Below are 25,552 nucleotides of genomic sequence, written 5' to 3' on the forward strand. Positions count from 1 at the left end.
CGCGTTTTATCCGGCCTACAGAACATCGTAGGCCGGATAAGGTAACGCCAGCGGATCAGTTATTTACCGGGATCACCGCACCTTTATATTTGGTGCGGATCCAGTCCTGGATCTCTTTTGAGTGCAGGACATCAACCAGCGCCACGATATCTTTTTTCTTCTCGTCGCCACGATGCACGGTAATGATGTTGGCATACGGGTTGTTTTCACCACTTTCGACGGCGATAGGATCTTTTACCGGATCCAGCCCGGCGTCGATGGCGTAGTTGGCGTTAATCACCACCGCATCGCCTTCGTCGTTGTTATACATCTGCGGTAACAGCGCGGCTTCCACGTTAGGCAGGAACTTCAGTTTTTTCGGGTTCTCGACGATATCGCTAATGCGCGCGGTGACTTTATCCACGCCCGGCTTCAGCTTGATTACGCCCTCTTTTTCGAAAATCGACAGAATACGGCCTTCCTCAGATACCGCATCGCGCATGATGACCTTGCCGCCTTCCGGCAGATCTTTAAGCGATTTCACTTTTTTCGAATAGATCCCAATTGGCTCGATGTGAATCGCTCCGGCGCTGACGAAATCATAGGTTTTATCGCCCGCATGATCTTTAATCACGCTGTTCAGGTACGGAATATGCTGGAAGTAGTTAGCATCAATCTCACGGCCAGCCAGCGCGGTGTTGGGCAGAATGTAATCCTGGAACGGTTTAATCTCTAAATCGATCCCCTGCTTCGCCAGAATAGGCTTAGCCTGCTCAAGGATCTCCGCGTGCGGCACGTTTGAGGCGCCAACGGTCAGAGTATCGGCCCAGGAGGCAAAGCTCAGGGCGCTTAAGGTTGCTGCGGCGAGTAACGTCAGTGATTTTTTCATGATAATGGTTTCCGTATTTTATTAGCGTTTATCTAACAGAGAGGTGATCACATCGCCGCAAAGCTGGATGATGAAGACAATGAGCAAAATCGTCACCGTCGCCACCAGCGTGACGTCGCTGTGGTTGCGCTGGAATCCTTCCAGATAGGCCAAATTCCCTAAACCACCGGCACCAATCACCCCTGCCATCGCGCTGTAGCTGACCAGCGCAATCAGCGTCACGGTGATCCCGGACACCAGAGCAGGAGAGGATTCCGGCAGTAAAACCCGAAAAATAAGCGTGCTTAGCCGTGCGCCCATCGAACGCGTCGCCTCAATAACCCCTTTGTCGACTTCACGCAGGGCAATTTCGACCAGACGCGCATAAAACGGTGCGGCCCCTACAATCAGCGCAGGCAACGCGGCATTAGCGCCGAGAATGGTGCCAACCATCGCTTTGGTAAACGGGATCAGCAGCACGATCAGAATGATGAACGGGATGGAACGAAAGATATTCACTACCAGCGAAATAACGCTATACACCGCGCGATTGTGAAACAGTCCGCCGCGTGCGGTCAGGAACAGCGCCAGACCAAGTGCAACGCCCAGGACAAAGGTCGCCGCGCCAGAAAGGACCGTCATGTAGAGCGTTTCCTGGGTTGCTGCCAGCAGTTGCTCCCACTTCAGATGAGGAAACAGTTCTTCAGCCATGGTTGATCACCTCGCCTTCAATGTCGCTCTGGCGCAGATCGGCCAAAATATTGTTCAATTGTTCCTCAGAGGCCACAACGTGCACCCAAAGCTGACCAAACACACCGTGCGCGGTTTGCGTCATCTTGCCGTGTAAAATGTTAAACGGCAGGCCATAGCGCAGGGTCAATTCGCCAACCACAGGCCGATGCGTACGTTGCCCGGTAAACGTTAGCTTGATCACCACACCGCCCAGCTCGCGGGCCAACTGTGGGTTAAACTCGTCTTCTTCGGTGTACTGACTCACCTGACGAACGAACTGTCGGGTGATCGGCTGCTGCGGATGGGTAAAGACGTTGAGCACGTCGCCTTCCTCAACGACCCTGCCGTTTTCCATTACCGCGACGCGATCGCAAATTTTTCGTACCACGTGCATTTCATGCGTGATCAGCACAATGGTTAATTTGAAGCGGCGATTAATATCGAGCAGCAAATCGAGGATCTGATCGGTAGTTTGCGGATCCAGCGCCGAGGTGGCTTCATCACACAGCAGAACGTCAGGATTGTTCGCCAGCGCACGGGCAATTCCTACCCGCTGTTTTTGCCCACCGCTAAGCTGGGACGGATACGCATTTTCACGACCGCTCAGCCCCACCAGCGAAATGAGTTCAGCAACTCGCGCTTTAATTGATACTTTTGGTGCTCCAGCAATTTGCATAGAGAACGCAATATTTTCACTAACCGTTCGTGACCACAGCAAATTGAAGTGTTGAAACACCATGCTGATTTTCAGTCGCGCCTGACGTAAAGATTCCCCACGGGCGGCAGAGATATCGTGGCCGTTAATCGTTACGCTGCCTGAAGTCGGTTTTTCCAGACCATTAAGTAAGCGTATTAAGGTGCTTTTCCCCGCCCCGCTGTAACCAATAATTCCGTAAATCTGTCCCTGTTCAACCGTCAGGTTGACGTTATCGACAGCGGTAATGGCAAGCCTGCCTGGCGTAAACACTTTCGAAATATTTTTCAGGACAATCATGTCGTTTAGGTATCCGCTGCTGCTTATTGTTCTGCTGCTAGCGCTTTTGGCTGTTTAGCAGTATGGATGTCCAAACGAGTGTAATCAGTGAGATTGGCTTTTAAAATGAATTAAAACGCATTTGATATAACTTTTAGAAATATGCCGGTTTGGTCGGCGTTATACACAAAAAGTCAGGGATTGGGATGACAATTACACCTTGTTGCGCAACAAATGCTGCTGCGAATAACCTCTTTATCCATACCTGGAAACAAATTAATGAATATTTTCTGTAAAACTGCACAGAAGTGTTTTGAAACGCTGTTTCCATTTTCCTTTTTGATAATTTTCAGCGTATAATGCGCGCCAATTGTCTCTTGAATGGTTTCAGCACATTGACCTGTAAAACTCAACGACTACAAAACTCACCATCCCGTTGGGCTGAAACACAAGCACACATTCCTCTGCACGCTCTTTCGATGTCACCTATCCTTAGAGCGAGGCATCACAACTTTCGTAACTCAGGTTTAGCTTCCCGTCCGTGCGCGGCGGGAGCCAGATTTCCATATCCTTCTCAACTTAAAGACTAAGACTGTCATGAAAAAGACGAAAATTGTTTGCACCATCGGTCCGAAAACCGAATCCGAAGAGATGTTAACCAAAATGCTGGACGCGGGCATGAACGTCATGCGTCTGAACTTCTCCCACGGGGACTATGAAGAACACGGTCAGCGCATCAAGAATTTGCGCAACGTCATGAGCAAAACCGGCAAGAAAGCCGCAATCCTGCTCGACACCAAAGGTCCGGAAATCCGTACCATCAAACTGGAAGGCGGTAACGACGTTTCCCTGAAAGCGGGCCAAACCTTCACCTTCACCACCGACAAATCCGTTGTCGGCAACAACGAAATCGTTGCTGTTACTTATGAAGGCTTCACTAAAGATCTGTCCGTCGGCAATACCGTTCTGGTTGACGATGGTCTGATCGGCATGGAAGTTACCGCTATCGAAGGTAACAAAGTTATCTGTAAAGTGCTGAACAACGGCGACCTGGGCGAAAACAAAGGCGTTAACCTGCCGGGCGTTTCCATCGCGCTGCCAGCACTGGCTGAAAAAGACAAACAGGACCTGATCTTCGGTTGCGAGCAAGGCGTTGACTTCGTTGCAGCATCCTTTATCCGTAAACGTTCTGACGTCGTTGAAATCCGTGAGCACCTGAAAGCGCACGGCGGCGAAAACATCCAGATCATCTCCAAAATCGAAAACCAGGAAGGCCTGAACAACTTCGACGAAATCCTCGAAGCATCTGACGGCATCATGGTTGCTCGTGGCGACATGGGCGTTGAGATCCCGGTTGAAGAAGTTATCTTCGCGCAGAAGATGATCATCGAAAAATGTATCCGTGCACGTAAAGTCGTTATCACTGCGACCCAGATGCTGGACTCCATGATCAAAAACCCGCGTCCGACCCGCGCTGAAGCCGGTGACGTAGCGAACGCCATCCTCGACGGTACCGATGCAGTAATGCTGTCTGGCGAGTCTGCAAAAGGTAAATACCCGCTGGAAGCCGTCACCATCATGGCAACCATCTGTGAGCGTACCGACCGCGTGATGACCAGCCGTCTGGACTTCAACAACGACAGCCGCAAACTGCGCATCACCGAAGCCGTTTGCCGTGGCGCGGTTGAAACTGCAGAAAAACTGGATGCTCCGCTGATCGTTGTAGCAACCCAGGGCGGTAAATCTGCTCGCGCAGTACGTAAATACTTCCCGGATGCCACCATCCTGGCGCTGACCACCAACGAAACTACCGCGCGTCAGCTGGTGCTGAGCAAAGGCGTAGTTGCACAGGTGGTTAAAGAAATCAGCTCTACCGATGATTTCTATCGTCTGGGTAAAGAAGTCGCTCTGGAAAGCGGTCTGGCTCAGAAAGGTGACGTTGTGGTGATGGTTTCCGGTGCACTGGTTCCGAGCGGCACGACCAACACGGCATCCGTTCACGTGCTGTAATAATTCCAACGCGAATTAATTTGCTTAAAAAAGCGCCCTGGTGGCGCTTTTTTTATTTTATCGATAGCTACAATTAATAAAAAATCAAATCGGATTTCACTATCTAATCCGTGATTATCTAAGATGAATCCGATGGAAGCTTTCTGTTTTCACTCGGGTTTTTAGCCGTTTTTGCACAATTCGATGCTTCTTTGAGCGAACGATCAAAAATAAGTGCATTCCCATCAAAAAAATATTCTCAACATAAAAAACTTTGTGTAATACTTGTAACGCTACATGGAGATTAACTCAATCTAGAGGGTATTAATAATGAATCGTACTAAACTGGTACTGGGCGCGGTAATCCTGGGTTCTACTCTGCTGGCAGGTTGCTCCAGCAACGCTAAAATCGATCAGCTGTCTTCTGACGTTCAGACTCTGAACGCTAAAGTTGACCAGCTGAGCAACGACGTGAACGCAATGCGTTCCGACGTTCAGGCTGCTAAAGATGACGCAGCTCGCGCTAACCAGCGTCTGGACAACGCAGCTACTAAATACCGCAAGTAATAGTATCTGTGTAATAAAAATGGCGCACATTGTGCGCCATTTTTTTTGCTCTGAATTTCCCTTCCCTGTTATTGCGTAGCACGCACCTCTGCATCCTCTCCCGGCACGCCATTCTGTGCAGACTTCACTTCCGCGCCATTGCTTACGACCGACGCTTGCCCGGCCGTTACGGTGACCGGATAGCCCGCACGACGATACAAGGCTCTTTCCACCAAACTGTTATCCACGGCTTTATTGTCTTTAAACTGGGTAAAACCGGCTGGCAGCACATACGGCATGGTCTGGACGTTTTGCTCCTCTTCCGGCGACAGCGGTCGATGCACCTCGACATAGCGCATTCCGTTCGGCTCTATCGAATATTTTATCGGCTCATTAATCACCCGAACCGGCGTTCCTGTGCGGACCTGAGCAAACAGTGCTTTGATGTCCGGCGCGTTCATGCGAATACACCCAGAACTTACGCGCAGTCCCACGCTGTCAGGCGCACTGGTGCCATGGATCAGATATTCACCGTTTCCATGCGCCAGACGCAGTGCAAAGCGTCCTAACGGGTTATTTGGCCCGGCAGGTACTACCGGCGGTAATGTTATGCCGCGCTCCAAAGAGCGTTTACGGATGCCTGCTGTAGGGGTCCAGGTCGGATTCGGGATTTTCTGCCCAACCCGGGTTTCCATTACCGGCGTTTCCAGCCCCTGCAAACCGATACCAATTGGGAAAACCTGAACAATATTCTCTCCCGGCGGGAAGTAATACAGACGCAGTTCCGCCAGATTCACAATAATGCCTTCTCGGGGTGCATCCGGTAGCAGTAATTGCGAGGGAATAGTAATCAGCGTTCCGGGTTTAGGTACGGGGGCAATAGTATTATTGGCTTCAAGGATCAGCATTGCGGCGGTATCAAACTTACGGGCAATCGCCTGTAGGTTTTTATCGCCTTCCTGCACGGTGTAAGTTTGATTTTGCCCAACAAGACGGCTGTTCGCCTGAGGCAAAGGATAATCGACCGCCCATGCGGCCTGAATAGCGCTGTAAGCGCCGATTAGCATTAACGTAATAACAGACGCGCGTTTCATACTCACCCCCCTGGCGTTCCTGCCGGACGGCGTCGAGCGCCCGATCCGGCCTACGAGTCACTGCGTTGCACTACCTCACTCTTTCACGTCGAGCTGAAAATTGACGTGTTTTATCAGTTTAGCTAAGAGTTGCGGCTTTGGTGCGAATAGCCCGAATCATCGCCTCCAGCCCTTGTGAACGAGACGGTGTGAGATGCTGTGCGAGCGCCATTTTTTCAAACCACGGACGCACATCAAAATTCACAATATCCTGGGCCGTCATGCGGTCATATAAAATGAATACGACAGCGATAAGCCCTTTCACAATTGCCGCATCGCTGTCGCCCTGTAATTCAATAATTCCTTCAGCATTCTGACGCATGACAATCCATACCTGACTTTGACAGCCCTGGATGCTATTTTCCGTATTACGATCGTCGTCGTTTAATTCCGGCAAACGCTGACCCAGTTCAATAATGTACAGGTATTTCTCTTCCCAATTAGCGCAACGCAGAAAATTACGCAACAACTTTTCTTTATCCGGTAGCGCAGCCATAACGCCTCCCTGTTATCCCAGTAAGTGATGAATACGCTTGAGGCCCGTTACCAGGCGATCCACTTCTTCGTGGGTGTTGTACATGGCAATCGACGCCCGGCACATCGCAGGAACGTTATAGTAGGCCATCAGCGGCATGGCGCAGTGATGCCCTGTCCGCACGGCGATGCCATAGTTATCAAGAAAACTCCCGACGTCATAGGCGTGATGTTTGCCGAGGTTAAACGCAATCACCCCCAGACGATTATCCGGCCCGTAGAGCGTTAAATCCGGCACATCCGACAACTGTTCCAGCGCATAGCGCATCAGGAATTGTTCATATTCGCTGATTTCAGTAAGCCCCAGCGCGGAAACATATTCAATAGCCGCGCCGAGTCCAATAATTCCCCCGGTGTTTGGCGTTCCGGCTTCAAACCGCCAGGGGGCTTTGGCCCACGTCGTCCCCTGGCTCAGGCTCACGGTCGCAATCATCGACCCACCGCCTTCCCACGGCGGCATCTCCTGCAGCAACGACTCTCTGGCATACAGAACACCAATACCGGTTGGCCCGTAGAGCTTGTGCCCAGAGAAAACATAGAAGTCGCAATCCAGCGCCTGCACATCCACCTGATGATGCATAACTGCCTGTGCGCCATCCACCAGCACTTTCGCACCGTATTGATGCGCCAGCTCAATCATCTCAACCAATGGGTTTTCCGTGCCCAGCACGTTAGACACATGGGTAATCGCCAGCAGTTTCGTGCGATCGTCAAACAGCGTCGGCAGCGTTTCCAGTTGCAACGTCCCCTCTTTATTGAGCGGAATAACGCGCAGTTCTGCACCTACGCGGGCGCACAACATCTGCCAGGGCACAATATTGGCGTGGTGCTCCATTTCGCTGATGATAATGTTATCGCCCGCCCGCACATTGCTGCCGCCCCAGCTGTTAGCCACCAGGTTGATACCTTCCGTTGTGCCGCGAACAAACACCAGTTCTTCAGCTGAACGGGCGTTGATAAACAGCGAGGCGAGCTTGCGCACATTCTCCATTTTTTCCGTGGCCTGCGCGCTCAGCGTATGGATCCCGCGGTGGACCGCGGCATAGCCATGACGGTAAAACTCGGCTTCGGCATCAATCACCTGGTTGGGCTTTTGCGCGCTGGCGGCGCTATCCAGATACGCCAACGGTAAACCGTTCACTTCACGCGTCAGGACCGGAAAATCAGCCCGCACTTTTTCAATGGGAAATGTCATGCTACGCCTCCCGGCAAGCGTTGGGCGATCCGTGCCAGGACCTGTTGTTTCAGCGTTTCCTCGCCCAGGGCTTCCGTCAGCTCAGCGGCAAACGCATAGAGAATCATTTGTTGGGCATCCTGCTGGCCGATCCCGCGCGAACGCAGATAGAACATCTGCTCGTCGTCGATCCGCCCTACCGTCGCCCCGTGGCTGCATTTCACGTCGTCGGCGTAAATTTCAAGCTGCGGCTTGGTATCCACTTCCGCCAGTTTTCCGAGCAGCAAATTATTGTTGGTCATCTGACCGTCGGTTTTAATGGCGTGCTGAGCGACGTTGATCAGGCCATTGAATACCGCGCGCCCCTTATCGCTGACAATCGTTTTATGCAGTTGTCGACTGTTGCAATATCCCTTGTTGTGCGCAAGCCAGGTGCGGGTATCGCAGACTTCATTTTTCACCGGCATCGCCAGGCTGTTAAGCCGAAGCGTGGTGTTTTCGCCGTTAAGCTGGGTGCTGGTGTTATGGCGCAACACCGCATCACCGAGTAAAAAGCTGTGGCTGGCGGCCGTGGCATCAGCGCCCAACTGAATATCATTATGCGCGAAGTGGTGGCTGAGCGGATTCTCAAACGCCAGTTTGATGTGGCGCAAGTGTGCGTTTGCCGCGACGTTCATCGTTAATCGTGCACCGGTAAAATGGCGATATTCGCTGAGGCTGACATAGTGTTCAATGACGGTGGCTTCTGCGCCTTCTGCCAGATCCAGATGGTGGCGATAGTGCGCCGTGTTCACCTCATCACCCGCCAGCCCCTGGGTAATGTGCAGCAGCAGCAATGGTTTTGCCGGTCGCTGGTTACGCTTCACCTGAATGTGCGTTACGCTGCGGGAGAGGCTTTCGGTCAGGTGCAGAAAGACTTCCGGTTGGATAGCCGCCGGTAGCGACTGGCGCACATCATCAACGGTAATGTTAAACCCGCTACCTTCTGCGCTGTCGCTGAGCGTTGGACAGAATTGCCCGTCAACAAACACCAGGCGGACAGCATCAATAGCCGGCGCTAACGCTTCACACTGGGCGGACGTTATCTCAGTGACATGACTGACAAACTGGCTGTTGGTTAATCCTTCCAGCGGCGTGTATTTCCAGTCCTCATGCTTACGCGTTGGCAGTCCCAGACGCAGCATCTGCTGCAGGTGCTGTTGGGCGTGGTGCGAGCGCGTCTCCCCTTGCGTTTCAAACAGATGATGCCACTGTTGCAGCACGTTACTGCTGTTCGCTAAGCCAGCCATAACCTTGCTCCTCCAGTTGTTTGACCAGCGTGAAATCGCCGGATTTCACAATTCGCCCCTGGTAGAGAACGTGCACATAATCGGGTTTGATGTAATCCAGGATGCGCTGATAGTGGGTGACGATAATGAATGAACGTTGCCCGTCGCGCAGCGAGTTCACGCCATCCGCAACGACTTTCAGCGCGTCGATATCCAGCCCGGAGTCCGACTCATCAAGAATGCACAGCTGAGGTTCCAGCACCGCCATTTGCAAAATGTCATTACGCTTTTTCTCGCCACCGGAGAAACCAACGTTGACCGAACGCGTTAACAAATCTTCCGGCATCTTCAATAACGCGATTTTCTCTTCCATCAGATCCTGGAAGTCAAACCTGTCCAGCGACTCTTCACCACGGTAGCTGCGCACCGCATTCAGTGCCGTTTGCAGGAAAAACTGATTACTGACGCCGGGGATTTCTACCGGATACTGAAATGCCATAAAGATCCCTTCACCGGCCCGGTCTTCGGGTGACAGTTCCAGTAAATCCTTACCGTTGAATTCTACCGTCCCGCCGGTGACTTCGTAGTCATCGCGCCCGGCGAGCGTTGCGGAAAGCGTACTTTTCCCGGAACCGTTCGGCCCCATAATGGCGTGTACCTCTCCGGGGCCAATATCCAGGCTCAGCCCACGCAGGATCGCCTTATCTTCCACACTGACCTGTAAATTTTTAATGCTTAACATGTGCTTTCCTTAAATTTTAACCGACGCTGTGTTCAAGACTTATGGCGAGAAGTTTTTGCGCTTCAACGGCAAATTCCAGCGGCAGTTCAGAGAACACGTCTTTACAGAAACCATTAACGATCATCGAAATGGCATCCTCTTCGCTGATGCCGCGCTGCAAACAGTAAAACAACTGGTCTTCACCAATGCGCGAGGTCGTGGCTTCATGCTCAAGCTGGGCGCTATTGTTACGACACTCCACATACGGGAAGGTGTGCGCTCCACAATCCGCGCCAATCAGCATCGAGTCGCATTGGGTATAGTTGCGGGCGTTGGTTGCGGTCGGCATGATCTTCACTAAGCCGCGATAACTGTTTTGACTGTGTCCCGCGGAGATCCCTTTCGAGATAATGGTCGATTTGGTGTTCTTGCCGATGTGGATCATCTTGGTGCCGGTATCGGCCTGCTGATAACCACTGGTCAACGCGACGGAGTAGAATTCGCCGATAGAGTTGTCGCCGCGCAGAATACAGCTTGGGTATTTCCAGGTAATGGCCGAGCCGGTTTCCGACTGCGTCCACGACATTTTGCTGTTTTCGCCTTCGCACAGAGCGCGCTTGGTGACGAAGTTCAAAATGCCGCCGGTGTTACCATCACCAGGGAACCAGTTTTGTACCGTCGAGTATTTCACTTCGGCATCTTTGTGGATAATGACTTCCACCACCGCGGCATGCAGTTGGTAGCTATCGCGTACCGGGGCTGAACAGCCTTCGATATAGCTGACGTAACTGCCCTCATCCGCAACCAGAATGGTGCGTTCAAACTGACCGGTTTTTTCCGCATTTATACGGAAATAGGTCGACAGTTCCATTGGGCAACGCACACCTTTCGGGACATAAATAAACGTGCCGTCGGAGGCCACCGCCGCATTTAGCGCCGCAAAGAAATTGTCATTACCCGGGACAACCGTACCCAGATATTGTTTTACCAGCTCAGGGTGATCGTGAATCGCCTCACCAAACGAACAGAAAATAATGCCCTGTTCCGCCAGTTTATCGCGATAAGTTGTCGCCACCGACACCGAGTCAAAAATGGCATCAACCGCCACCTCTTTGCCTTCGCGGACCGGCACGCCAAGCTGCTCAAATGCGTCCTCAACTTCTTTACTTAAAAACGCATTCGCCCCCGTTTGCTGCACCGCGCCCGGCTCAGACGCGCAGGTTTCATCGCAATTACCGCAGGACGGCGCGGAGTAATAACTGTACTCCTGATAGTTCAGCTTATCGTAATGCGCTTTTAGCCAGTGCGGCTCTTCCATGGTTAGCCACGCTTTAAAGGCATTCAGGCGAAATTCCAGCATCCAGTCGGGTTCATTACGTTTTGCCGAAATCGCGCGCACGACATCTTCGTTAATCCCTTTCGCCAGCTCATCGGTTTGTAGATGGGTGAAGAAGCCCTCTTTGTAATTAAGGTGCCCGCCAGCCCAGGTGTTGACATCGTCAGTTGCTTCAGTATTACGAGACATAGTACCGCCTATACCCCAAAACTTTCGCCACAGCCGCATTCGTTCTGGGCTTTCGGGTTATGAAATTTAAATAGCTGATTTAATCCTTCGCGCACGAAATCGACTTCTGTGCCGTCGATAAACGGCATCGCCTGTAACGGTACATAAAGTCTGGCCCCCTCCGTTTCAAACAGCAGATCGTCTTTTTCCGCCTGGCGAACGGTGTCCAGCACGTAGCCAAATCCCGCGCATCCCGTTTGCTTCACGCCTAAACGCACGCCTAACATGTCGGGTTGCTTTGCCACCAGCTCGCGGATGTGCGCCGCAGCCGCTGGCGTTAACGTCAGACCACGCCAGGCAAAATCGTCCGGGTTAAATGTTCCTGAATGCAATTCCATAGGGTTACCTCGAGTCACTAGCTTTCAAGCTATAACAACATGTTAGTGATAATGATTATCACTTCAACCCCTCAACAGCAGGGGCATTCGGGTTAATCGCCCTTTTTGACCCCTTTTACTAAGCATAGACCCTGCTGCGTGGGTTAACAGGGATGGATTTTTTTGTTCAATGCATTGATTAATAATGGATTAAGTAATTTCAATCGGCGAGACAGGTCGATAATCAAAAGATGTATAGAAAATGACTATTTCTGTGATAGAAGGGGTAACTTCCTCTGTCAGGCTATACCTAACCAGGGAGTTATCAGAGATGAGATTCGCAGAGCGGTGAACGGACAAAAGTTAACGGCTGGCTAACCACCCATTGCCATTTTTCACTCGCCCGTAGGCAGGGGTTATATTATTTTCAAGCTGATAGATGATGGATAAAATAACATTTAAGTTATATCGTGTTATTTGATTATGTTCGGTTGCAAAGGATGAACTGGTTTCCACAAGATTGAAATGATTATATTCCTGCAACAGTGCTAAATTTGGCGCAATCTCAACAGGAAACTGTTTATCATTTGGTGAGGTGAAAAGATAGATATTCGCAGTTTTATGTTTATCTCTGTAGATAACATCCTGCAGCATATTATCCAGCTTATTAATATTCGCTGGCGAGATGGTGCCCATCATCTCTTGTCCGACGTGCGTCCAATATCCTTTTGCAACATAGCTACCGATGTAAAACTGGGGGACTGCTGTAATGATGTTCCGAATGTTGTGCTTAATGCCGTAATACATCGACATCGACCCGCCTTTGGAAGCACCAAGAATAGTCGTGTTAGTGGGTTTTACAAAATCAATCACCCCCTGCATGAGTAGACTAACCCCCTGCTCAATATCGAAATTCATTTTATTACACAAGTAATAAGCTGGCAGACCGCCAAAATCATCTTTAATCCATAGAATTGCAGAATGGCAATGGTCAAGCATGACAAAGTCATAGATGGTAGCATCCGGGATATTAAACCCAGACATGACAATCAACAAATGCCGACAATCTCTGGAGGCCGGTTTGAATCGATAGTGAATCGGTGTCTGATTTTTATAATTGAAAACAAGATTCTCTACCATTATTTAAACCCGGTTAACGTTTCACGGTGACCAGAACAGCACACACAGTAATGATTTACCAAAGGGTCTGTTCTGCATTCTCTGCGCGATATAAAGCGGTTATGATTCTTTAAACTTAAATGTCACCACGGCTATTTTTTGACAACACCGGTCTGCAGACTCACGGCAAGTAGGTACAATCCCGTTCGGGCACTACGTGAAGACAACAAAAAACCCTTAAGGCTGCTTGCTGGCAGGCTTAAGGGTTCCGGCCCCATCCGGCGCTTATCTCCGGCACTCACGATGGCTTAGCTCTTGAAGGGGCGATAAGAATAATCTCACTTCCGGATATGTTTTGTTTAACACAAATTGCGATTTGACTATTTTATAAGCGTATTCAATCAATTATTAGGCTCTGTTTTTCACTGAGCGCGTCCAGCAACAGGCGCAGTCCTGCAGGCTGATGCTCCCGCGAAAGATATAAACCATAAATTGGCAGGCTTTTTGGTTGAAGCTCGGGCAAGAGTCTAACCAGCTTTCCCTGTGCCAGCCCTTCCCGCGCCTCCAGTTCCGGCACCAGCGCAATGCCCGTTCCCGCCAACGCCGACTCACAAAGCAACGAAGAGATCCCGGCGCTCAAATTGCCTTTAATCGCAACAGCGGCAGCCCGCCCCTGGGCATCCAGAAAGTGCCAGGATTTTCCGGCAAACCCGCTGTAGTACAGACAATTATGCCGCGTAAGGTCGTCGATAGTCTCAGGGGTGCCATGCTGATGCAGGTACTCTACAGACGCGCACAGTACCGATTTACAGTCGCCAAGGCGACGCGCGATAGTTCCAGGTTCAGGGTTTTCCGTTATACGGATCGCCACATCAATGCGTTCTCCCACGAGGCTTACCGGTTGATTATTGATCTCCACCTCGATACGCAGTTGCGGATACTTCGTCAGAAACGTGGGCAGTACCGGCGCTAAAATATGCATAGCTGTAAAATGCGCACAGGCCACGCGTAGCGTGCCAGAGGGAGTTTGCGCGGCGCTGGCGGCACCAATATCCAGCGAAAGCTGCGCCAGAGAACGCGTTTTCACTAATGCCTCTTCACCCGCTGGCGTGATCGTCAGACGGCGCGACGAGCGATGGATAAGCCTTGCACCCGCCCATTTCTCCATCTCGTCGAGGTAACGACTGACCATCGGACGGGAAAGCCCCAGCGCACGCGCGGCGGCGCTCAGACTGCCCAAATCACAGATATGGTTGAATACCGTTGCCGCCATCACTCTGTCCATTGCATCCCATCCGATCGTTTTATGAAACTCAGCATGTCCTAATAAGGGAATTCTAACAGATCCGAATTTCCTTAAAATACAGGAACTATCAAAAGACAATTTCCTGCACAAGGATACCTGGCATGAAAGTTAAAACGCTGGCCCTGCTGTTACCTCTGTTCGCCTCTTCAGCCTTTGCCGCGACGCTACAGCTGGACGTCTACAATCCACAGGACAAGGCTATTTTCCCGGTCTCTTCAACGCTGGTTTCAGGACCGAAAGAAGCAATATTGTTTGACGCACAGTTCAGTACTAAAGATGGTGAACAGCTGGTGCAGATGATTCGCGCCAGCGGTAAAACGCTGAAGGCCATCGTGATCACCTCCGGCGATCCGGATTTCTATTTCGGACTGCAGCCTATCGTCAAAGCCTTCCCACAGGTAAAAGTCCTGGCAACACCGCACGTAGTAGACCATATCCGTGCCACCAAAGAGGCCAAACTGCAATTCTGGGGTCCGCAAATGAAGGACGGCGCACCAACATCACTCACCGTTCCGCAAGCGACAACGCAAACGCATTTCACGGTTGATGGTGAAACGCTGGAACTGCGCCACCCTAATGATTATGCAGCCTACGTCTGGATCCCGGCGAACCGTGCCATTATTGGCGGTACCGGCGTGGCGTCTGGTATACACGTCTGGACAGCGGATACGCAATCTGCAGAACAGCGTAGCACGTGGCGTAGCGTACTGAGCGAAATGCAGAAGTTACAACCCACCCAGGTGGTCCCGGGGCATTACATCGGCGAACGCCCTGCGGGCGATAAAGCGATTCGCTTCACACAGGACTATCTGCAATCGTTTGAGCAGGCGTTAGGGGCGAAGAAAGGTTCGGATTATGTGATTAAAACCATCACCGCGGCATGGCCAGGTCTTGCAGACGCAAGTTCTCTGGAGCTAAGTGCAAAGGTTAATACTGGTGAGATGAAGTGGTGATTGAGATTTAACGCAAAAAATAACCCCGAACGCGTGTCGGGGTTTCATTACGATAAGCATACCGGAATCAATGAACGCCCATGCGCCAGGCAAAATAGATCTCTTCTTTTAGTTCAGTCGAAGAAAGCGTCAATAAATCCGCGAACTCCAGCTCTAACTGCTTCAGTCTTTTCAGGTACTGAGCTGGTGAAAGATCGGTTTTATCACGACGTAAAAACTCTATTGCCAGTTGGGCCGAGTCTAATTGGGTAGACATATCATCCTCGCTTGTGTTCAAAACCTGCACAGTATAACACCATTCCCTGTGCAGATAATGACCAAAAGCAATATGCATCACAAAATTGCTGTCGTCAGACGCGACGTGCAGCACAATCGTCCCTGCTCATCGAAGATTTCGATTTGCCATACCTGATGACGAGAGCCGGTATGCACCGCGCGACATACCCCTCTGACGCGCCCTTCCCGCGCCGAGCGAATATGGTTGGCGTTAACCTCCAGGCCCACCACTTTCTGCTCACCCTGAGTACACAGGTAGCCAGCCACCGAACCAATGCTCTCAGCCAGCACTACGGACGCGCCGCCGTGCAGCAAACCAAAAGGTTGTTTAGTACGGTGGTCTACCGGCATTGTGGCTTCCAGCGTGTCATCGCCAATGTGCACAAAACGAATATCAAGCAGCCCAACCATATTTCCTTCCCCCATGGCGTTGAGCGCTTCGAGTGTGACTTCACGTTTCCAGATCATCCTATAATCTCCAGCAGTGCCTGTAATGGATGGCGAACGCCCGTGCCTTCAACGCGTTTAACCTGACTGCGACAGGAGTATCCGGTAGCCAGACAACGGTTACGCGGCAATCGTTGCATTGCCTGGTGCCATGATAGCTCATAGATCCCCAGTGAGTTCTGATGATTCTTCACTTCGTGGCCATAGGTGCCCGCCATGCCACAGCACCCTACGCTGATGTTCTCCAGCTTTGCACCAAAGCGGGCAAAAATAGCCGCCCACTGAGCAGGCGCGCCCGGCAGGGCCGTCACTTCGGTACAGTGTCCAAAGAAGTACCACGGTTCACCGCCCACAGCGACTGGCGGCTGTGACTCCACAACTGTCGATAACCATTCGTTGGCGAGTAACACATGGAAATCGCCCCGCTGTTCCCCGAGCGCCAGTTTGTATTCATCGCGATAGCAAAGCACCAGCGCCGGATCGACACCCACCATCGGAATATTCAGCTTCGCCACCCGATTGAGAAACTCAGATGTTTTCTTTGCGGTTTTAGCAAAACGGTTTAAAAAGCCCTTAATATGCTGGGCCTTGCCGTTTGGCGAGAACGGCAGCAGTACCGGCTGCAAACCCAGCTTTTCAACCAGACGTATAAAATCAGCCACCACCTGTGCATCGTAATAGCTGGTGAACGGATCCTGCACCACCAGCACCGTACGGGCTTTTTGCTCAAGGCTGAGTAATTCGAGCTGTTCCAGCGTCATATTGGCGGAACGATGGCCAACCAACTGACGTTGAAGCGACGGCGCAGACAGCAGCGGTAAGTCGACCATGCCGATGTGCTTTTTAGCCAGATTACGCACCAGCGGCTGGTTGATGAAGAAGTTAAACGCGTTGGGCGCCCGCGCCATTAACGGCGCATAACTCTCAACGGTCGCCACCATGTGATCGCGCAACGGCCGCAGATAACGCGTGTGATACAACTGCAGGAAGCGTGAGCGGAACTCCGGCACATCGATTTTAATCGGGCACTGTGTGGAACAGGCTTTACACGCCAGACAACCCGACATTGCCTCTTTCACTTCGTGCGAGAAATCGTATTCGCCTTTGCGCGCATGCCAGCTATTGCGGGTACGGGCAATCAGCGTACGTAAACTGGCACGTTTTTCCGGTAGCTCTTTTTCCAGCTGTAGCGGGTCAATCCCGCGATCTGCCAACAGACGCAGCCATTCACGCACCAGTGTAGCTCGCCCTTTCGGTGAATGGATGCGGTTGAGGCTGATTTTCATCGACGGACACATCGGGCTTTTCGCATCAAAGTTAAAGCATAACCCGTTGCCGTTACACTCCATCGCCCCACGCCACTCCTGGCGGACGGCCAGCGGGATCTGACGGTCATACGTTCCGCGCTTCACCGCGTCCACTTTCATCATCGGCGCATCAACATCTTCCGGTGGACAGATTTTGCCAGGATTGAGCCGGTTTTGCGGATCAAACACCGATTTCACTTTACGCAGTTCACGATACAGTTCCTCACCGAAGAACGCCGGGCTATATTCTGCACGAAAACCTTTCCCGTGCTCGCCCCACAGCAGACCGCCATATTTTGCCGTCAGCGCGACAACATCGTCAGAAATGCGTTTCATCAGCACTTCCTGCTGCGGGTCGCACATATCCAGCGCCGGTCTGACGTGCAGCACGCCTGCATCCACGTGACCAAACATGCCGTAACTCAGGCCGTGGCTATCGAGCAGCGCACGGAACTCGGCAATATAGTCAGCCAGATGTTCCGGCGGAACGCAGGTATCTTCAGCAAACGGAATCGGCTTCGCGGCCCCTTTTGCATTCCCCAGCAGACCGACGGCTTTTTTACGCATCGCGTAAATGCGTTCGACGCCTGCCAGCTCGGTACATAGCTGCCAGCCTATAACGCCCGCTTCCTGACGCGCAATTAAGCCATCCAGCCGTTCGCACAGTGCGCTGACTTGCGAATCAATCAATGCTTCATCGTCACCGGCAAACTCCACAATATTCAGACCCAGCATCTCTTTATCCGCCACATCGGTAATCAATTCACTTACCGAGTGCCAGACAATATCTTCCCGTGCCAGGTTAAGCACTTTGGAGTCGACGGTTTCTACCGACAGCGCGCGCGCTTCCACCATCACCGGGGCATTACGCAATGCCGAGTCGAAAGAGTCGTACTTAACGTTAACCAGTTGTCTGACTTTGGGTAGCGGCGTGATATCGAGACGGGCTTCGGTGATAAACGCCAGCGTACCTTCAGAGCCAGTAAGAATGCGGGTTAAATCAAATTCGGTCATCTCATCGTTAAAGACGTGCCGCAGATCGTAACCGGTCAGGAAGCGATTAAGTTTCGGGAATTTATCAATGATCAGCTGTCGGTTGTCGCGGCAACGCTCATAAACCGTCTTGTAAATGCGGCCAATAGTGGTGTTGCTATTACCCAGCGTTTGGGCAAGTTCGACCGGCATTGGCTGGGTATCAAGAATATCGCCGCCCATCAGCACCGCACGGATACCCAGCACGTGATCGGAGGTTTTACCGTAAACCAACGAGCCTTGTCCGGATGCGTCGGTATTGATCATCCCACCCAGCGTTGCCCGGTTACTGGTGGATAACTCGGGGGCAAAGAAATAGCCGTAAGGCTTCAGAAACTGGTTGAGCTGGTCTTTTATCACCCCGGCTTCGACCCGCACCCAACCTTCCTGCGCATTGATTTCAATGATGCGGCTCATATAGCGGGACATATCAACAATAATGCCCTGATTCAGCGCCTGACCGTTGGTCCCGGTGCCGCCGCCGCGTGGGGTAAAAATCAACGAAGAGAAAAGAGGTTCCGCCGCCAGACGAGCAATGAGCGCCACATCTGCGGTTGAACGAGGGAATACGACAGCATCAGGAAGCAGCTGATAAATACTGTTATCCGTCGACATTGTCAGACGATCGGCATAGCTCGTTGCCGTATCGCCCGTAAATCCTTGCTGCTCCAGTGCCTGCAAAAAATTGAGCACCAGTTGAACGACACCTGGCGCCTGAGAAATTTGTGGAATCATTATAGTGACCCTTTCCTGCGGTCTGTGTTGTGAATTTAATCGTTTGCGTGTTGCTTTGTTTGTTGTATCACATTTTTTTCTAATACGCTCAGCAGATTTACAGGCAGAATCCGCCTGTTAAAAACCGCTGAAATTGCTCATCATTACAGGGTGTCATTTAAGTGTTCACGTCGCGTCAACGTTCTGGCGCAAAGACAAAGGTGAAAAGTATTTATGGTAAATTTCCGCCAGCCCAAGGATATTGCACAAGTGCTGCTATCGGCGCTGTTTTTAGCCGTCATGATTGTGGCCTGTCTTTGGATTGTTCAGCCCTTTATCCTCGGTTTTGCATGGGCGGGGACGGTGGTCATTGCGACCTGGCCGATCCTGCTACGCTTACAAAAATTGCTCTGGGGCCGTCGCTCGCTGGCCGTGCTGGTGATGACCCTGCTGCTGGTGCTGTTGTTCATCATTCCTATCGCGCTACTGGTCAATAGCATTGTTGATGGCAGCGGGCCATTGATCCATGCCGTAACCGCAGGCGATATGACCCTGCCGGATCTGGCGTGGCTGAACAGTATTCCGTTGGTCGGCGCAAAATTGTATGCCGCGTGGCACAGTCTGCTGGATATGGGCGGCGCGGCCATCATGGCCAAGGTTCGTCCTTATATCGGCACGACGACGACCTGGTTTGTTGGCCAGGCTGCACATCTTGGCCGCTTTATGATGCACTGTGGTCTGATGCTGCTGTTCAGCGCCCTGCTGTACTGGCGCGGTGAACAGGTGGCGTTAGGTATTCGCCACTTCGCTTGTCGCCTGGCATCCAAACGTGGCGATGCCGCCATTCTGCTGGCAGCACAAGCCATTCGCGCCGTCGCATTAGGCGTTGTGGTCACCGCGCTGGTGCAGGCAGTGCTCGGTGGCATTGGTCTGGCGGTAACCGGCGTGCCGTACGCCACGCTGCTGGCGGTATTGATGATCCTGTCTTGTCTGGTGCAACTGGGGCCATTGCCGGTGCTGGTCCCGGCCATTATCTGGCTGTACTGGACGGGCGATTCAACCTGGGGCACGGTGCTGCTGGTGTGGAGCGGCGTGGTCGGAACGCTGGATAACGTTATTCGCCCGATGCTGATTCGCATGGGGGCCGATTTGCCGCTGATCCTGATTCTCTCAGGGGTCATCGGCGGACTGATTGCCTTCGGCATGATTGGTCTGTTTATCGGCCCGGTGGTACTGGCCGTGTCCTGGCGTCTGTTCTCCGCCTGGGTAAACGAAGCCCCTGCGCCAGGTAGCGATCCCGACGAAATCCTCGAAGAAATTGCTGAAATCGAACGCAATAAGTAATCCCACGTCAGGCGGCACCGCCGCCTGATTGTTTAACATTGCTAATCAATTCCGCCCACTTACTGAATAAGACCCAACGTTATCCTTCTTTAAATACTCATTTTCTTCGCAAATTATTTACAGTTTTTAAACTATTGAGATGAATCTGATCGACGTAAAAAATCAGTATGCCTACTATTAGCCCATGGCTTTAGATCAACACATTGATTTATAAGCATGGAAATCCCCTGAGTGAAACAACGAATTGCTGTGTGTAGTCTTTGCCCATCTCCCACGATGGGCTTTTTTTTGTCCTTCGCGCGCCTCGCCACCAGCCTTACCGCACCACAGCTCCGCTCTTCCCCGTTGATAAACAAATAATATTGCACAAGATACTGTGACTCTCTTCAAGCCGAAATATCCACAGCAATGTTATTACTATTCCACCGTCTTTTATGAGGTGATCAAATAATGAACGCATTAGAACTCCAGGCTATCCGCCATATTTTTGCTATGACGGTAGAAGAAAGCGCTATGTATATCTCGCGGGATCACAATGTTGCCGCCTGGCAACAATGGGAGAATGGCGAAAGGGAAATCCCGGAAGACATCACGCGCATTTGTGCAGAAATGAAAGCCAGACGAAAGTTAAGAATTAACGCCATTATCGAAAAAATAAATAACCGTATCGGTAATAACACCATGCGTTTCTTTCCCGATCTGAACTCTTTTCAGGCGGTTTATCAGCACGATGATTTTCTCGACTGGAAAATCTATCAATCGGCCGCTGTTGAACTGTATGCCCACGATCTTGAGCGTTTGTGTTAAGAGACCGCAGCGCCACACTCATTTAGCCTCTTCGCTGAGTAACATATTATGAAAAACACCTATTTCTCCACTGCGATAGGGCTGTACTTTAATTACCTGGTACACGGCATGGGGGTCATTCTGATGAGCCTCAATATGTCTTCACTGGAACAACAGTGGCACACCGATGCCGCAGGCGTCTCAATTGTTATTTCCTCACTCGGCATTGGCCGTTTAAGCGTGTTATTGGTGGCGGGCATGCTTTCCGATCGCTATGGCCGCAGACCGTTTATTATTTTCGGTATGGTCTGCTACCTGCTGTTCTTTGTAGGCATCATCAATACTCACAGCATTTATATTGCCTATGCTTTTGGATTTTTAGCCGGAATGGCAAACAGTTTTCTTGACGCCGGAACCTACCCCAGCCTGATGGAGGCGTTTCCCCGCTCTCCCGGCACGGCTAATATCTTAATTAAAGCGTTTGTTTCCATCGGTCAGTTTCTGCTGCCGATGATTATCAGTCTGCTGGTGTGGGCAGAACTTTGGTTTGGCTGGTCCTTCCTTGTGGCGGCCGCGGTAATGCTAATTAATGGCGTATTTTTGTTTCGCTGTCGATTCCCGGCCCATCCTGGGCATCAAGCCCCCCTCAAGGCATTACCCGTTGAACAGAAAAGCATACAATCTGAACATCGTTGTTCTCTTCTCGATCTCACCAGTTACACTCTGTACGGCTACATCGCCATGGCGACATTTTATCTGATAAGCCAGTGGTTGGCACAGTACGGACAGTTTGTCGCCGGGATGTCCTACACCTTATCGATCAAGCTGTTAAGCATATATACCTGCGGTTCTCTACTGTGTGTGTTGATCACCGCGCCACTGGCACGAAAGACGGGGCGCGCAACCTCTCTGTTAATGCTGTACACCTTTATCTCATTTATCGCCTTGCTGATGGTTTGCCTGCATCCGTCGATCTACATGGTGATCGTCTTCGCGTTTGTCATCGGTTTCTCTTCAGCCGGAGGCGTTGTACAAATCGGTTTAACGCTGATGGCCGCACGCTTTCCCGATGCGAAGGGCAAAGCTACCGGGATTTACTACAGCGCGGGCAGCATTGCGACCTTCACCATCCCACTGATAACGGCAAGACTCTCGCAGACCAGCATTGCTCACATCATGTGGTTTGATACCGGCATAGCCGCGGTAGGCTTCCTGTTAGCATTGTTTATTGGCTATCGCAGCCGTATCGCGACAAAGCAGCAACTAAACATGGCGACGGTCGTAAAATAATGCGGATGCAATATTGTTCTCCCCCGCTGCAAAATAATTGGTCGCGGTTTTAAAACTTCAGCAAAATGTTGGTTGAAAGAATTAAGTTTCACAGTTGAGCATGCAACATACCTGGTAACTTAAACGCCATGCTATGTAGGCACAATATCAGCGCCCCGGTATATTAATCACAAGGTCGCCGCAATTTAAACAAAATCGACGAGCACAGAACAATTTTAAAATCCGCAAGGAGTTGTGAACATGTCTCAAAATAAGACCTTTAATACGCCATTTCTTTTGGCGATAACCTGTATTTATTTAAGTTATTTTTTACACGGCATTAGCGTCATTACACTGGCGCAAAATATGAGCTCTCTCGCAGAAAAATTCTCCACTGACAATGCTGGGATAGCCTATTTAATTTCCGGCATTGGTCTTGGTCGCCTGGTGAGTATTTTATTCTTTGGCGTGCTCTCAGATAAATTTGGTAGACGGGCTATCATTCTGTTAGGGGCAATTCTGTACATGCTGTTTTTCTTCGGCATTCCCGCCAGCCCGAATCTGATGATTGCCTTTATTCTCGCTGTTTGTGTCGGCGTCGCTAACTCGGCCCTGGATACAGGTGGCTATCCGGCTTTGATGGAATGCTTCCCTAAGGCATCTGGGTCAGCTGTTATCCTGGTTAAAGCGATGGTCTCATTCGGGCAGATGATCTACCCCATCGTCGTCAGCACCATGCTGCTCAACCATATCTGGTATGGCTATGCGGTCATTATCCCGGGGGTACTGTTCGTCGTCATAACGTTGATGCTGCTCAAAAGCCGTTTCCCCAGCCAGATGGTGGATGCGGGCATTGCAAAAGAGCTACCGCAGATGAACAGTAAACCGCTGGTCTGGCTGGAAGGCGTAGCCTCCGTTATGTTTGGGGTGGCCGCATTCTCGACCTTTTACGTCATCGTAGTCTGGATGCCGAAATACGCGATGGCATTTGCCGGCATGGCAGAAGCCGACGCGCTGAAAACCATCTCTTACTACAGTATGGGATCGCTGGTCTGCGTGTTTATTTTTGCTGTACTGCTCAAGAAAATGGTTCGACCCATTTGGGCGAATGTGTTTAACGCCGGGCTGGCAACCCTCACCGCAGCGGTTATCTATTTATATCCATCCCCATTGGTGTGTAACGCCGGTTCATTTCTTATCGGGTTTTCTGCCGCAGGCGGTATTTTACAGCTCGGCGTTTCGGTGATGTCAGAGTTTTTCCCCAGGAGCAAAGCCAAGGTCACCAGTATTTATATGATGATGGGGGGCGTAGCCAACTTTATTATCCCATTAATCACCGGATACCTTTCAAACATTGGCCTGCAGTACATCATTTTGCTGGACCTCGCATTTGCTTTGCTGGCCTTCATCACCGCCATCATCGTCTTTATTCGTTACTACCGCGTATTTGATATTCCCAAAAATGATGTGCGGTTGGGCGAACGTTATTTTCAATAAATTGCTTAGAAGGAGTATCAAATGGACGTAACTGCAAAATATGAACTGATTGGTCTGATGGCCTATCCTATCAGACACAGCTTGTCGCCTGAAATGCAAAATAAGGCATTAGAAAAAGCGGGATTACCTTTTACCTACATGGCATTTGAAGTCGATAACTCCACGTTTGCTAATGCGATTGCCGGGCTGAAGGCCTTAAAAATGCGCGGTACCGGAGTCTCAATGCCCAACAAGCAACTGGCATGTGAATATGTTGATGAATTAACGCCTGCAGCCAAACTGGTCGGCGCGATTAATACTATCGTCAATGATGATGGTTACCTGCGCGGCTACAATACTGATGGCACGGGGCATATTCGCGCCATCAAGGAAAGCGGTTTCGATATCAGGGGTAAAACCATGGTACTGTTGGGCGCAGGCGGCGCGTCAACGGCCATTGGCGCCCAGGCGGCGATTGAAGGCATCAAAGAAATCAAACTCTTTAACCGTCAAGATGAGTTCTTTGCCAAAGCGCAAGAATTCGCCAAACGTGTTAATGAAAATACCGACTGCGTGGTCACCGTTATCGATCTCGACGATCGACAGGCTTTTGCGGACGCACTGGCCAGCGCGGATATTCTGACCAACGGTACGAAAGTGGGAATGAAGCCGCTGGAGAACGAATCTCTGGTGACCGACGTTTCCCTGCTACGCCCGGACCTGCTGGTGACTGAATGCGTCTACAACCCGCATATGACCAAATTATTGCAACAGGCACAACTTGCCGGTTGCAAAACGATTGATGGTTACGGCATGTTGTTATGGCAAGGGGCTGAACAGTTCAAACTCTGGACCGGGAAAGATTTCCCTCTTGAGTATGTGAAACAGGTTATGGGTTTTGCAGCCTGATGGGCAAGCATTTGTAAAATATTTAAAGGGTAATCGATGAAAACCGTAACCGTAAAAAACCTCGTCATTGGCGAGGGTGCGCCGAAGATCATTGTCTCACTGATGGGTAAAGACATCGCAACGGTAAAAAGCGAAGCGCTGGCCTATCGCGAGGCGGATTTCGACATTCTGGAATGGCGCGTTGACCATTTCACCGAGGTGTCCTCCGTTGATGCCGTACTGGAAGCTGCACGCGCCATCCGCGATGTGATGGCTGACAAACCGCTGCTGTTCACCTTCCGTAGTGCCAAAGAAGGTGGTGAACAGGCGCTGGCTGTCGAAAACTATATTGCGCTAAACCGTGCGGCGGTAGATAGCGGTCTGGTCGATATGATTGACCTGGAGCTTTTCACCGGAGACGAACTGATTAAAGCCACCGTCGAATATGCACATGCAAAAAATGTCGCCGTCATTATGTCGAATCATGATTTCCATAAGACGCCAGCGGCACAAGAGATTGTCCTGCGCCTGCGTAAAATGCAGGAGCTTGGCGCTGATATCCCGAAAATCGCCCTGATGCCGCAAAACAAAACGGATGTATTGACCCTGCTTGGCGCCACGCTGGAAATGCAGGAACGCTATGCCGATCGCCCGATCATTACTATGTCGATGGCCAAAACAGGGGTGATTTCACGTCTGTCCGGTGAGGTTTTCGGTTCAGCGGCAACCTTTGGTGCGGTGAAAAAAGCCTCTGCCCCTGGGCAAATTTCGGTCACCGACCTACGTACCGTTTTGACCATATTGCATCAGGCGTAATAGTACCGTTTATCCATATTA

The 25,552-nt window shown here is 51.1% G+C and carries 25 protein-coding genes and 1 other RNA gene; 11 read left to right on the forward strand and 15 right to left on the reverse strand.

What is annotated here, in order from left to right; all coding sequences use genetic code 11:
• Positions 1 to 55: 55 nt before the first annotated feature.
• Genes OGV65_RS05345 through OGV65_RS05355 form a run of 3 tightly spaced genes read right to left on the reverse strand, consistent with a single transcriptional unit; the run spans position 56 to position 2,573 of the window.
• Positions 56 to 868 (reverse strand): MetQ/NlpA family ABC transporter substrate-binding protein, encoded by an 813-nt coding sequence (locus tag OGV65_RS05345; protein WP_003029358.1) that lies wholly within the window; start codon positions 866 to 868, stop codon positions 56 to 58.
• A gap of 21 nt (positions 869 to 889) precedes the next feature.
• A complete protein-coding gene (locus OGV65_RS05350) occupies positions 890 to 1,558 on the reverse strand; it encodes a methionine ABC transporter permease (protein ID WP_016152914.1) in 669 nt (222 codons plus the stop codon).
• Entirely contained in the window at positions 1,551 to 2,573 is a 1,023-nt protein-coding gene (locus OGV65_RS05355; RefSeq protein ID WP_200051745.1) for a methionine ABC transporter ATP-binding protein, read from the reverse strand. The genes OGV65_RS05350 and OGV65_RS05355 overlap by 8 nt, the downstream gene beginning before the upstream one ends.
• A 374-nt stretch (positions 2,574 to 2,947) precedes the next feature.
• On the opposite strand from OGV65_RS05355, the gene ynhH reads away from it, so the two are divergent.
• From ynhH to lpp, 3 genes are all read left to right on the forward strand, one after another.
• A complete protein-coding gene (gene ynhH / locus OGV65_RS05360; RefSeq protein WP_242637968.1) occupies positions 2,948 to 3,142 on the forward strand; it encodes a protein YnhH in 195 nt (64 codons plus the stop codon).
• A gap of 7 nt (positions 3,143 to 3,149) precedes the next feature.
• The gene (pykF, locus tag OGV65_RS05365) at positions 3,150 to 4,562 is read left to right on the forward strand and encodes a pyruvate kinase PykF (protein ID WP_016152912.1); all 1,413 of its coding nucleotides are present in this window, start codon (positions 3,150 to 3,152) and stop codon (positions 4,560 to 4,562) included.
• A gap of 309 nt (positions 4,563 to 4,871) precedes the next feature.
• Positions 4,872 to 5,108: a murein lipoprotein Lpp gene (lpp, locus tag OGV65_RS05370; protein ID WP_003029373.1), complete on the forward strand. Its 237-nt coding sequence runs from the start codon at positions 4,872 to 4,874 to the stop codon at positions 5,106 to 5,108.
• Positions 5,109 to 5,176: 68 nt separating this feature from the next.
• Here the strand turns inward: lpp and ldtE are convergent, their stop codons facing one another.
• From ldtE to OGV65_RS05415, 9 genes are all read right to left on the reverse strand, one after another.
• Positions 5,177 to 6,181: a L,D-transpeptidase LdtE gene (gene ldtE / locus OGV65_RS05375; RefSeq protein WP_016152911.1), complete on the reverse strand. Its 1,005-nt coding sequence runs from the start codon at positions 6,179 to 6,181 to the stop codon at positions 5,177 to 5,179.
• 118 nt (positions 6,182 to 6,299) lie between these two features.
• Positions 6,300 to 6,716 carry a cysteine desulfuration protein SufE gene (sufE, locus tag OGV65_RS05380; protein WP_016152910.1) on the reverse strand — a complete coding sequence of 139 codons (417 nt, stop codon included), beginning with the start codon at positions 6,714 to 6,716 and terminating at the stop codon, positions 6,300 to 6,302.
• A 12-nt stretch (positions 6,717 to 6,728) separates the two neighbouring features.
• Positions 6,729 to 7,949, reverse strand: a complete 1,221-nt coding sequence (gene sufS, locus OGV65_RS05385) for a cysteine desulfurase SufS (RefSeq protein ID WP_200079902.1) — start codon at positions 7,947 to 7,949, stop codon at positions 6,729 to 6,731.
• Entirely contained in the window at positions 7,946 to 9,217 is a 1,272-nt protein-coding gene (gene sufD / locus OGV65_RS05390) for a Fe-S cluster assembly protein SufD (protein ID WP_047417792.1), read from the reverse strand. The genes sufS and sufD overlap by 4 nt, the downstream gene beginning before the upstream one ends.
• Positions 9,192 to 9,938, reverse strand: a complete 747-nt coding sequence (gene sufC, locus OGV65_RS05395; RefSeq protein ID WP_016152907.1) for a Fe-S cluster assembly ATPase SufC — start codon at positions 9,936 to 9,938, stop codon at positions 9,192 to 9,194. Before sufC ends, sufD begins: the two co-directional genes overlap by 26 nt.
• 16 nt (positions 9,939 to 9,954) lie before the next feature.
• The gene (sufB, locus tag OGV65_RS05400; RefSeq protein ID WP_016152906.1) at positions 9,955 to 11,442 is read right to left on the reverse strand and encodes a Fe-S cluster assembly protein SufB; all 1,488 of its coding nucleotides are present in this window, start codon (positions 11,440 to 11,442) and stop codon (positions 9,955 to 9,957) included.
• A gap of 8 nt (positions 11,443 to 11,450) precedes the next feature.
• The gene (gene sufA, locus OGV65_RS05405; protein ID WP_016152905.1) at positions 11,451 to 11,819 is read right to left on the reverse strand and encodes a Fe-S cluster assembly scaffold SufA; all 369 of its coding nucleotides are present in this window, start codon (positions 11,817 to 11,819) and stop codon (positions 11,451 to 11,453) included.
• Between the two features lie 342 nt (positions 11,820 to 12,161).
• Complete coding sequence (locus tag OGV65_RS05410; RefSeq protein ID WP_032947027.1) at positions 12,162 to 12,938, reverse strand: hypothetical protein; 777 nt, start codon at positions 12,936 to 12,938, stop codon at positions 12,162 to 12,164.
• 376 nt (positions 12,939 to 13,314) lie between these two features.
• Entirely contained in the window at positions 13,315 to 14,202 is an 888-nt protein-coding gene (locus OGV65_RS05415) for a LysR family transcriptional regulator (RefSeq protein ID WP_286454696.1), read from the reverse strand.
• A gap of 122 nt (positions 14,203 to 14,324) precedes the next feature.
• Between OGV65_RS05415 and OGV65_RS05420 the strand changes: the two genes are divergently transcribed.
• Positions 14,325 to 15,176 (forward strand): Vmh family MBL fold metallo-hydrolase, encoded by an 852-nt coding sequence (locus OGV65_RS05420; RefSeq protein WP_286454697.1) that lies wholly within the window; start codon positions 14,325 to 14,327, stop codon positions 15,174 to 15,176.
• Positions 15,177 to 15,243: 67 nt separating this feature from the next.
• On the opposite strand, the gene OGV65_RS05425 is transcribed toward OGV65_RS05420, so the two are convergent.
• The 3 genes from OGV65_RS05425 to ydiJ form a co-directional block, all read right to left on the reverse strand.
• Positions 15,244 to 15,432, reverse strand: a complete 189-nt coding sequence (locus tag OGV65_RS05425) for a YdiH family protein (RefSeq protein WP_286454698.1) — start codon at positions 15,430 to 15,432, stop codon at positions 15,244 to 15,246.
• 77 nt (positions 15,433 to 15,509) lie between these two features.
• Positions 15,510 to 15,920, reverse strand: a complete 411-nt coding sequence (gene menI / locus OGV65_RS05430; RefSeq protein WP_016152900.1) for a 1,4-dihydroxy-2-naphthoyl-CoA hydrolase — start codon at positions 15,918 to 15,920, stop codon at positions 15,510 to 15,512.
• Positions 15,917 to 18,973 (reverse strand): D-2-hydroxyglutarate dehydrogenase YdiJ, encoded by a 3,057-nt coding sequence (gene ydiJ, locus OGV65_RS05435; protein WP_049281888.1) that lies wholly within the window; start codon positions 18,971 to 18,973, stop codon positions 15,917 to 15,919. The genes menI and ydiJ overlap by 4 nt, the downstream gene beginning before the upstream one ends.
• A 213-nt stretch (positions 18,974 to 19,186) precedes the next feature.
• Here ydiJ and ydiK point away from each other — a divergent pair, with 213 nt between their 5' ends.
• The 7 genes from ydiK to aroD all read left to right on the forward strand — a co-directional run bounded on the left by ydiK (position 19,187) and on the right by aroD (position 25,531).
• Entirely contained in the window at positions 19,187 to 20,296 is a 1,110-nt protein-coding gene (gene ydiK / locus OGV65_RS05440) for an AI-2E family transporter YdiK (protein WP_016156362.1), read from the forward strand.
• A 184-nt stretch (positions 20,297 to 20,480) separates the two neighbouring features.
• Positions 20,481 to 20,588: antisense sRNA RprA (gene rprA, locus OGV65_RS05445), an RNA gene on the forward strand.
• 158 nt (positions 20,589 to 20,746) lie between these two features.
• On the forward strand, positions 20,747 to 21,103 hold the full coding sequence (locus OGV65_RS05450) for a YdiL family protein (protein ID WP_019076677.1): 357 nt from the start codon (positions 20,747 to 20,749) through the stop codon (positions 21,101 to 21,103).
• Positions 21,104 to 21,151: 48 nt separating this feature from the next.
• Complete coding sequence (locus OGV65_RS05455; protein WP_094168895.1) at positions 21,152 to 22,372, forward strand: MFS transporter; 1,221 nt, start codon at positions 21,152 to 21,154, stop codon at positions 22,370 to 22,372.
• Positions 22,373 to 22,612: 240 nt separating this feature from the next.
• Positions 22,613 to 23,848, forward strand: coding sequence for an MFS transporter (locus OGV65_RS05460; RefSeq protein WP_137380454.1), 1,236 nt, complete (start codon positions 22,613 to 22,615; stop codon positions 23,846 to 23,848).
• Positions 23,849 to 23,869: 21 nt separating this feature from the next.
• The gene (gene ydiB / locus OGV65_RS05465; RefSeq protein WP_016156358.1) at positions 23,870 to 24,736 is read left to right on the forward strand and encodes a quinate/shikimate dehydrogenase; all 867 of its coding nucleotides are present in this window, start codon (positions 23,870 to 23,872) and stop codon (positions 24,734 to 24,736) included.
• A gap of 36 nt (positions 24,737 to 24,772) precedes the next feature.
• The gene (gene aroD / locus OGV65_RS05470; protein WP_047500321.1) at positions 24,773 to 25,531 is read left to right on the forward strand and encodes a type I 3-dehydroquinate dehydratase; all 759 of its coding nucleotides are present in this window, start codon (positions 24,773 to 24,775) and stop codon (positions 25,529 to 25,531) included.
• Positions 25,532 to 25,552: the final 21 nt, after the last annotated feature.

Source organism: Citrobacter sp. Cb004 (assembly GCF_030337065.1).
Classification (GTDB): domain Bacteria; phylum Pseudomonadota; class Gammaproteobacteria; order Enterobacterales; family Enterobacteriaceae; genus Citrobacter; species Citrobacter braakii.

What these genes read in the sequence shown, in the direction of transcription:
- OGV65_RS05345 (WP_003029358.1), bottom strand. Translation starts at nt 868, where the DNA reads ATGAAAAAATCACTGACGTTACTCGCCGCAGCAACCTTAAGCGCCCTG.
- OGV65_RS05350 (WP_016152914.1), bottom strand. Translation starts at nt 1,558, where the DNA reads ATGGCTGAAGAACTGTTTCCTCATCTGAAGTGGGAGCAACTGCTGGCA.
- OGV65_RS05355 (WP_200051745.1), bottom strand. Translation starts at nt 2,573, where the DNA reads ATGATTGTCCTGAAAAATATTTCGAAAGTGTTTACGCCAGGCAGGCTT.
- pykF (WP_016152912.1), top strand. Translation starts at nt 3,150, where the DNA reads ATGAAAAAGACGAAAATTGTTTGCACCATCGGTCCGAAAACCGAATCC.
- lpp (WP_003029373.1), top strand. Translation starts at nt 4,872, where the DNA reads ATGAATCGTACTAAACTGGTACTGGGCGCGGTAATCCTGGGTTCTACT.
- ldtE (WP_016152911.1), bottom strand. Translation starts at nt 6,181, where the DNA reads ATGAAACGCGCGTCTGTTATTACGTTAATGCTAATCGGCGCTTACAGC.
- sufE (WP_016152910.1), bottom strand. Translation starts at nt 6,716, where the DNA reads ATGGCTGCGCTACCGGATAAAGAAAAGTTGTTGCGTAATTTTCTGCGT.
- sufS (WP_200079902.1), bottom strand. Translation starts at nt 7,949, where the DNA reads ATGACATTTCCCATTGAAAAAGTGCGGGCTGATTTTCCGGTCCTGACG.
- sufD (WP_047417792.1), bottom strand. Translation starts at nt 9,217, where the DNA reads ATGGCTGGCTTAGCGAACAGCAGTAACGTGCTGCAACAGTGGCATCAT.
- sufC (WP_016152907.1), bottom strand. Translation starts at nt 9,938, where the DNA reads ATGTTAAGCATTAAAAATTTACAGGTCAGTGTGGAAGATAAGGCGATC.
- sufB (WP_016152906.1), bottom strand. Translation starts at nt 11,442, where the DNA reads ATGTCTCGTAATACTGAAGCAACTGACGATGTCAACACCTGGGCTGGC.
- sufA (WP_016152905.1), bottom strand. Translation starts at nt 11,819, where the DNA reads ATGGAATTGCATTCAGGAACATTTAACCCGGACGATTTTGCCTGGCGT.
- OGV65_RS05410 (WP_032947027.1), bottom strand. Translation starts at nt 12,938, where the DNA reads ATGGTAGAGAATCTTGTTTTCAATTATAAAAATCAGACACCGATTCAC.
- OGV65_RS05415 (WP_286454696.1), bottom strand. Translation starts at nt 14,202, where the DNA reads ATGGACAGAGTGATGGCGGCAACGGTATTCAACCATATCTGTGATTTG.
- OGV65_RS05420 (WP_286454697.1), top strand. Translation starts at nt 14,325, where the DNA reads ATGAAAGTTAAAACGCTGGCCCTGCTGTTACCTCTGTTCGCCTCTTCA.
- OGV65_RS05425 (WP_286454698.1), bottom strand. Translation starts at nt 15,432, where the DNA reads ATGTCTACCCAATTAGACTCGGCCCAACTGGCAATAGAGTTTTTACGT.
- menI (WP_016152900.1), bottom strand. Translation starts at nt 15,920, where the DNA reads ATGATCTGGAAACGTGAAGTCACACTCGAAGCGCTCAACGCCATGGGG.
- ydiJ (WP_049281888.1), bottom strand. Translation starts at nt 18,973, where the DNA reads ATGATTCCACAAATTTCTCAGGCGCCAGGTGTCGTTCAACTGGTGCTC.
- ydiK (WP_016156362.1), top strand. Translation starts at nt 19,187, where the DNA reads ATGGTAAATTTCCGCCAGCCCAAGGATATTGCACAAGTGCTGCTATCG.
- OGV65_RS05450 (WP_019076677.1), top strand. Translation starts at nt 20,747, where the DNA reads ATGAACGCATTAGAACTCCAGGCTATCCGCCATATTTTTGCTATGACG.
- OGV65_RS05455 (WP_094168895.1), top strand. Translation starts at nt 21,152, where the DNA reads ATGAAAAACACCTATTTCTCCACTGCGATAGGGCTGTACTTTAATTAC.
- OGV65_RS05460 (WP_137380454.1), top strand. Translation starts at nt 22,613, where the DNA reads ATGTCTCAAAATAAGACCTTTAATACGCCATTTCTTTTGGCGATAACC.
- ydiB (WP_016156358.1), top strand. Translation starts at nt 23,870, where the DNA reads ATGGACGTAACTGCAAAATATGAACTGATTGGTCTGATGGCCTATCCT.
- aroD (WP_047500321.1), top strand. Translation starts at nt 24,773, where the DNA reads ATGAAAACCGTAACCGTAAAAAACCTCGTCATTGGCGAGGGTGCGCCG.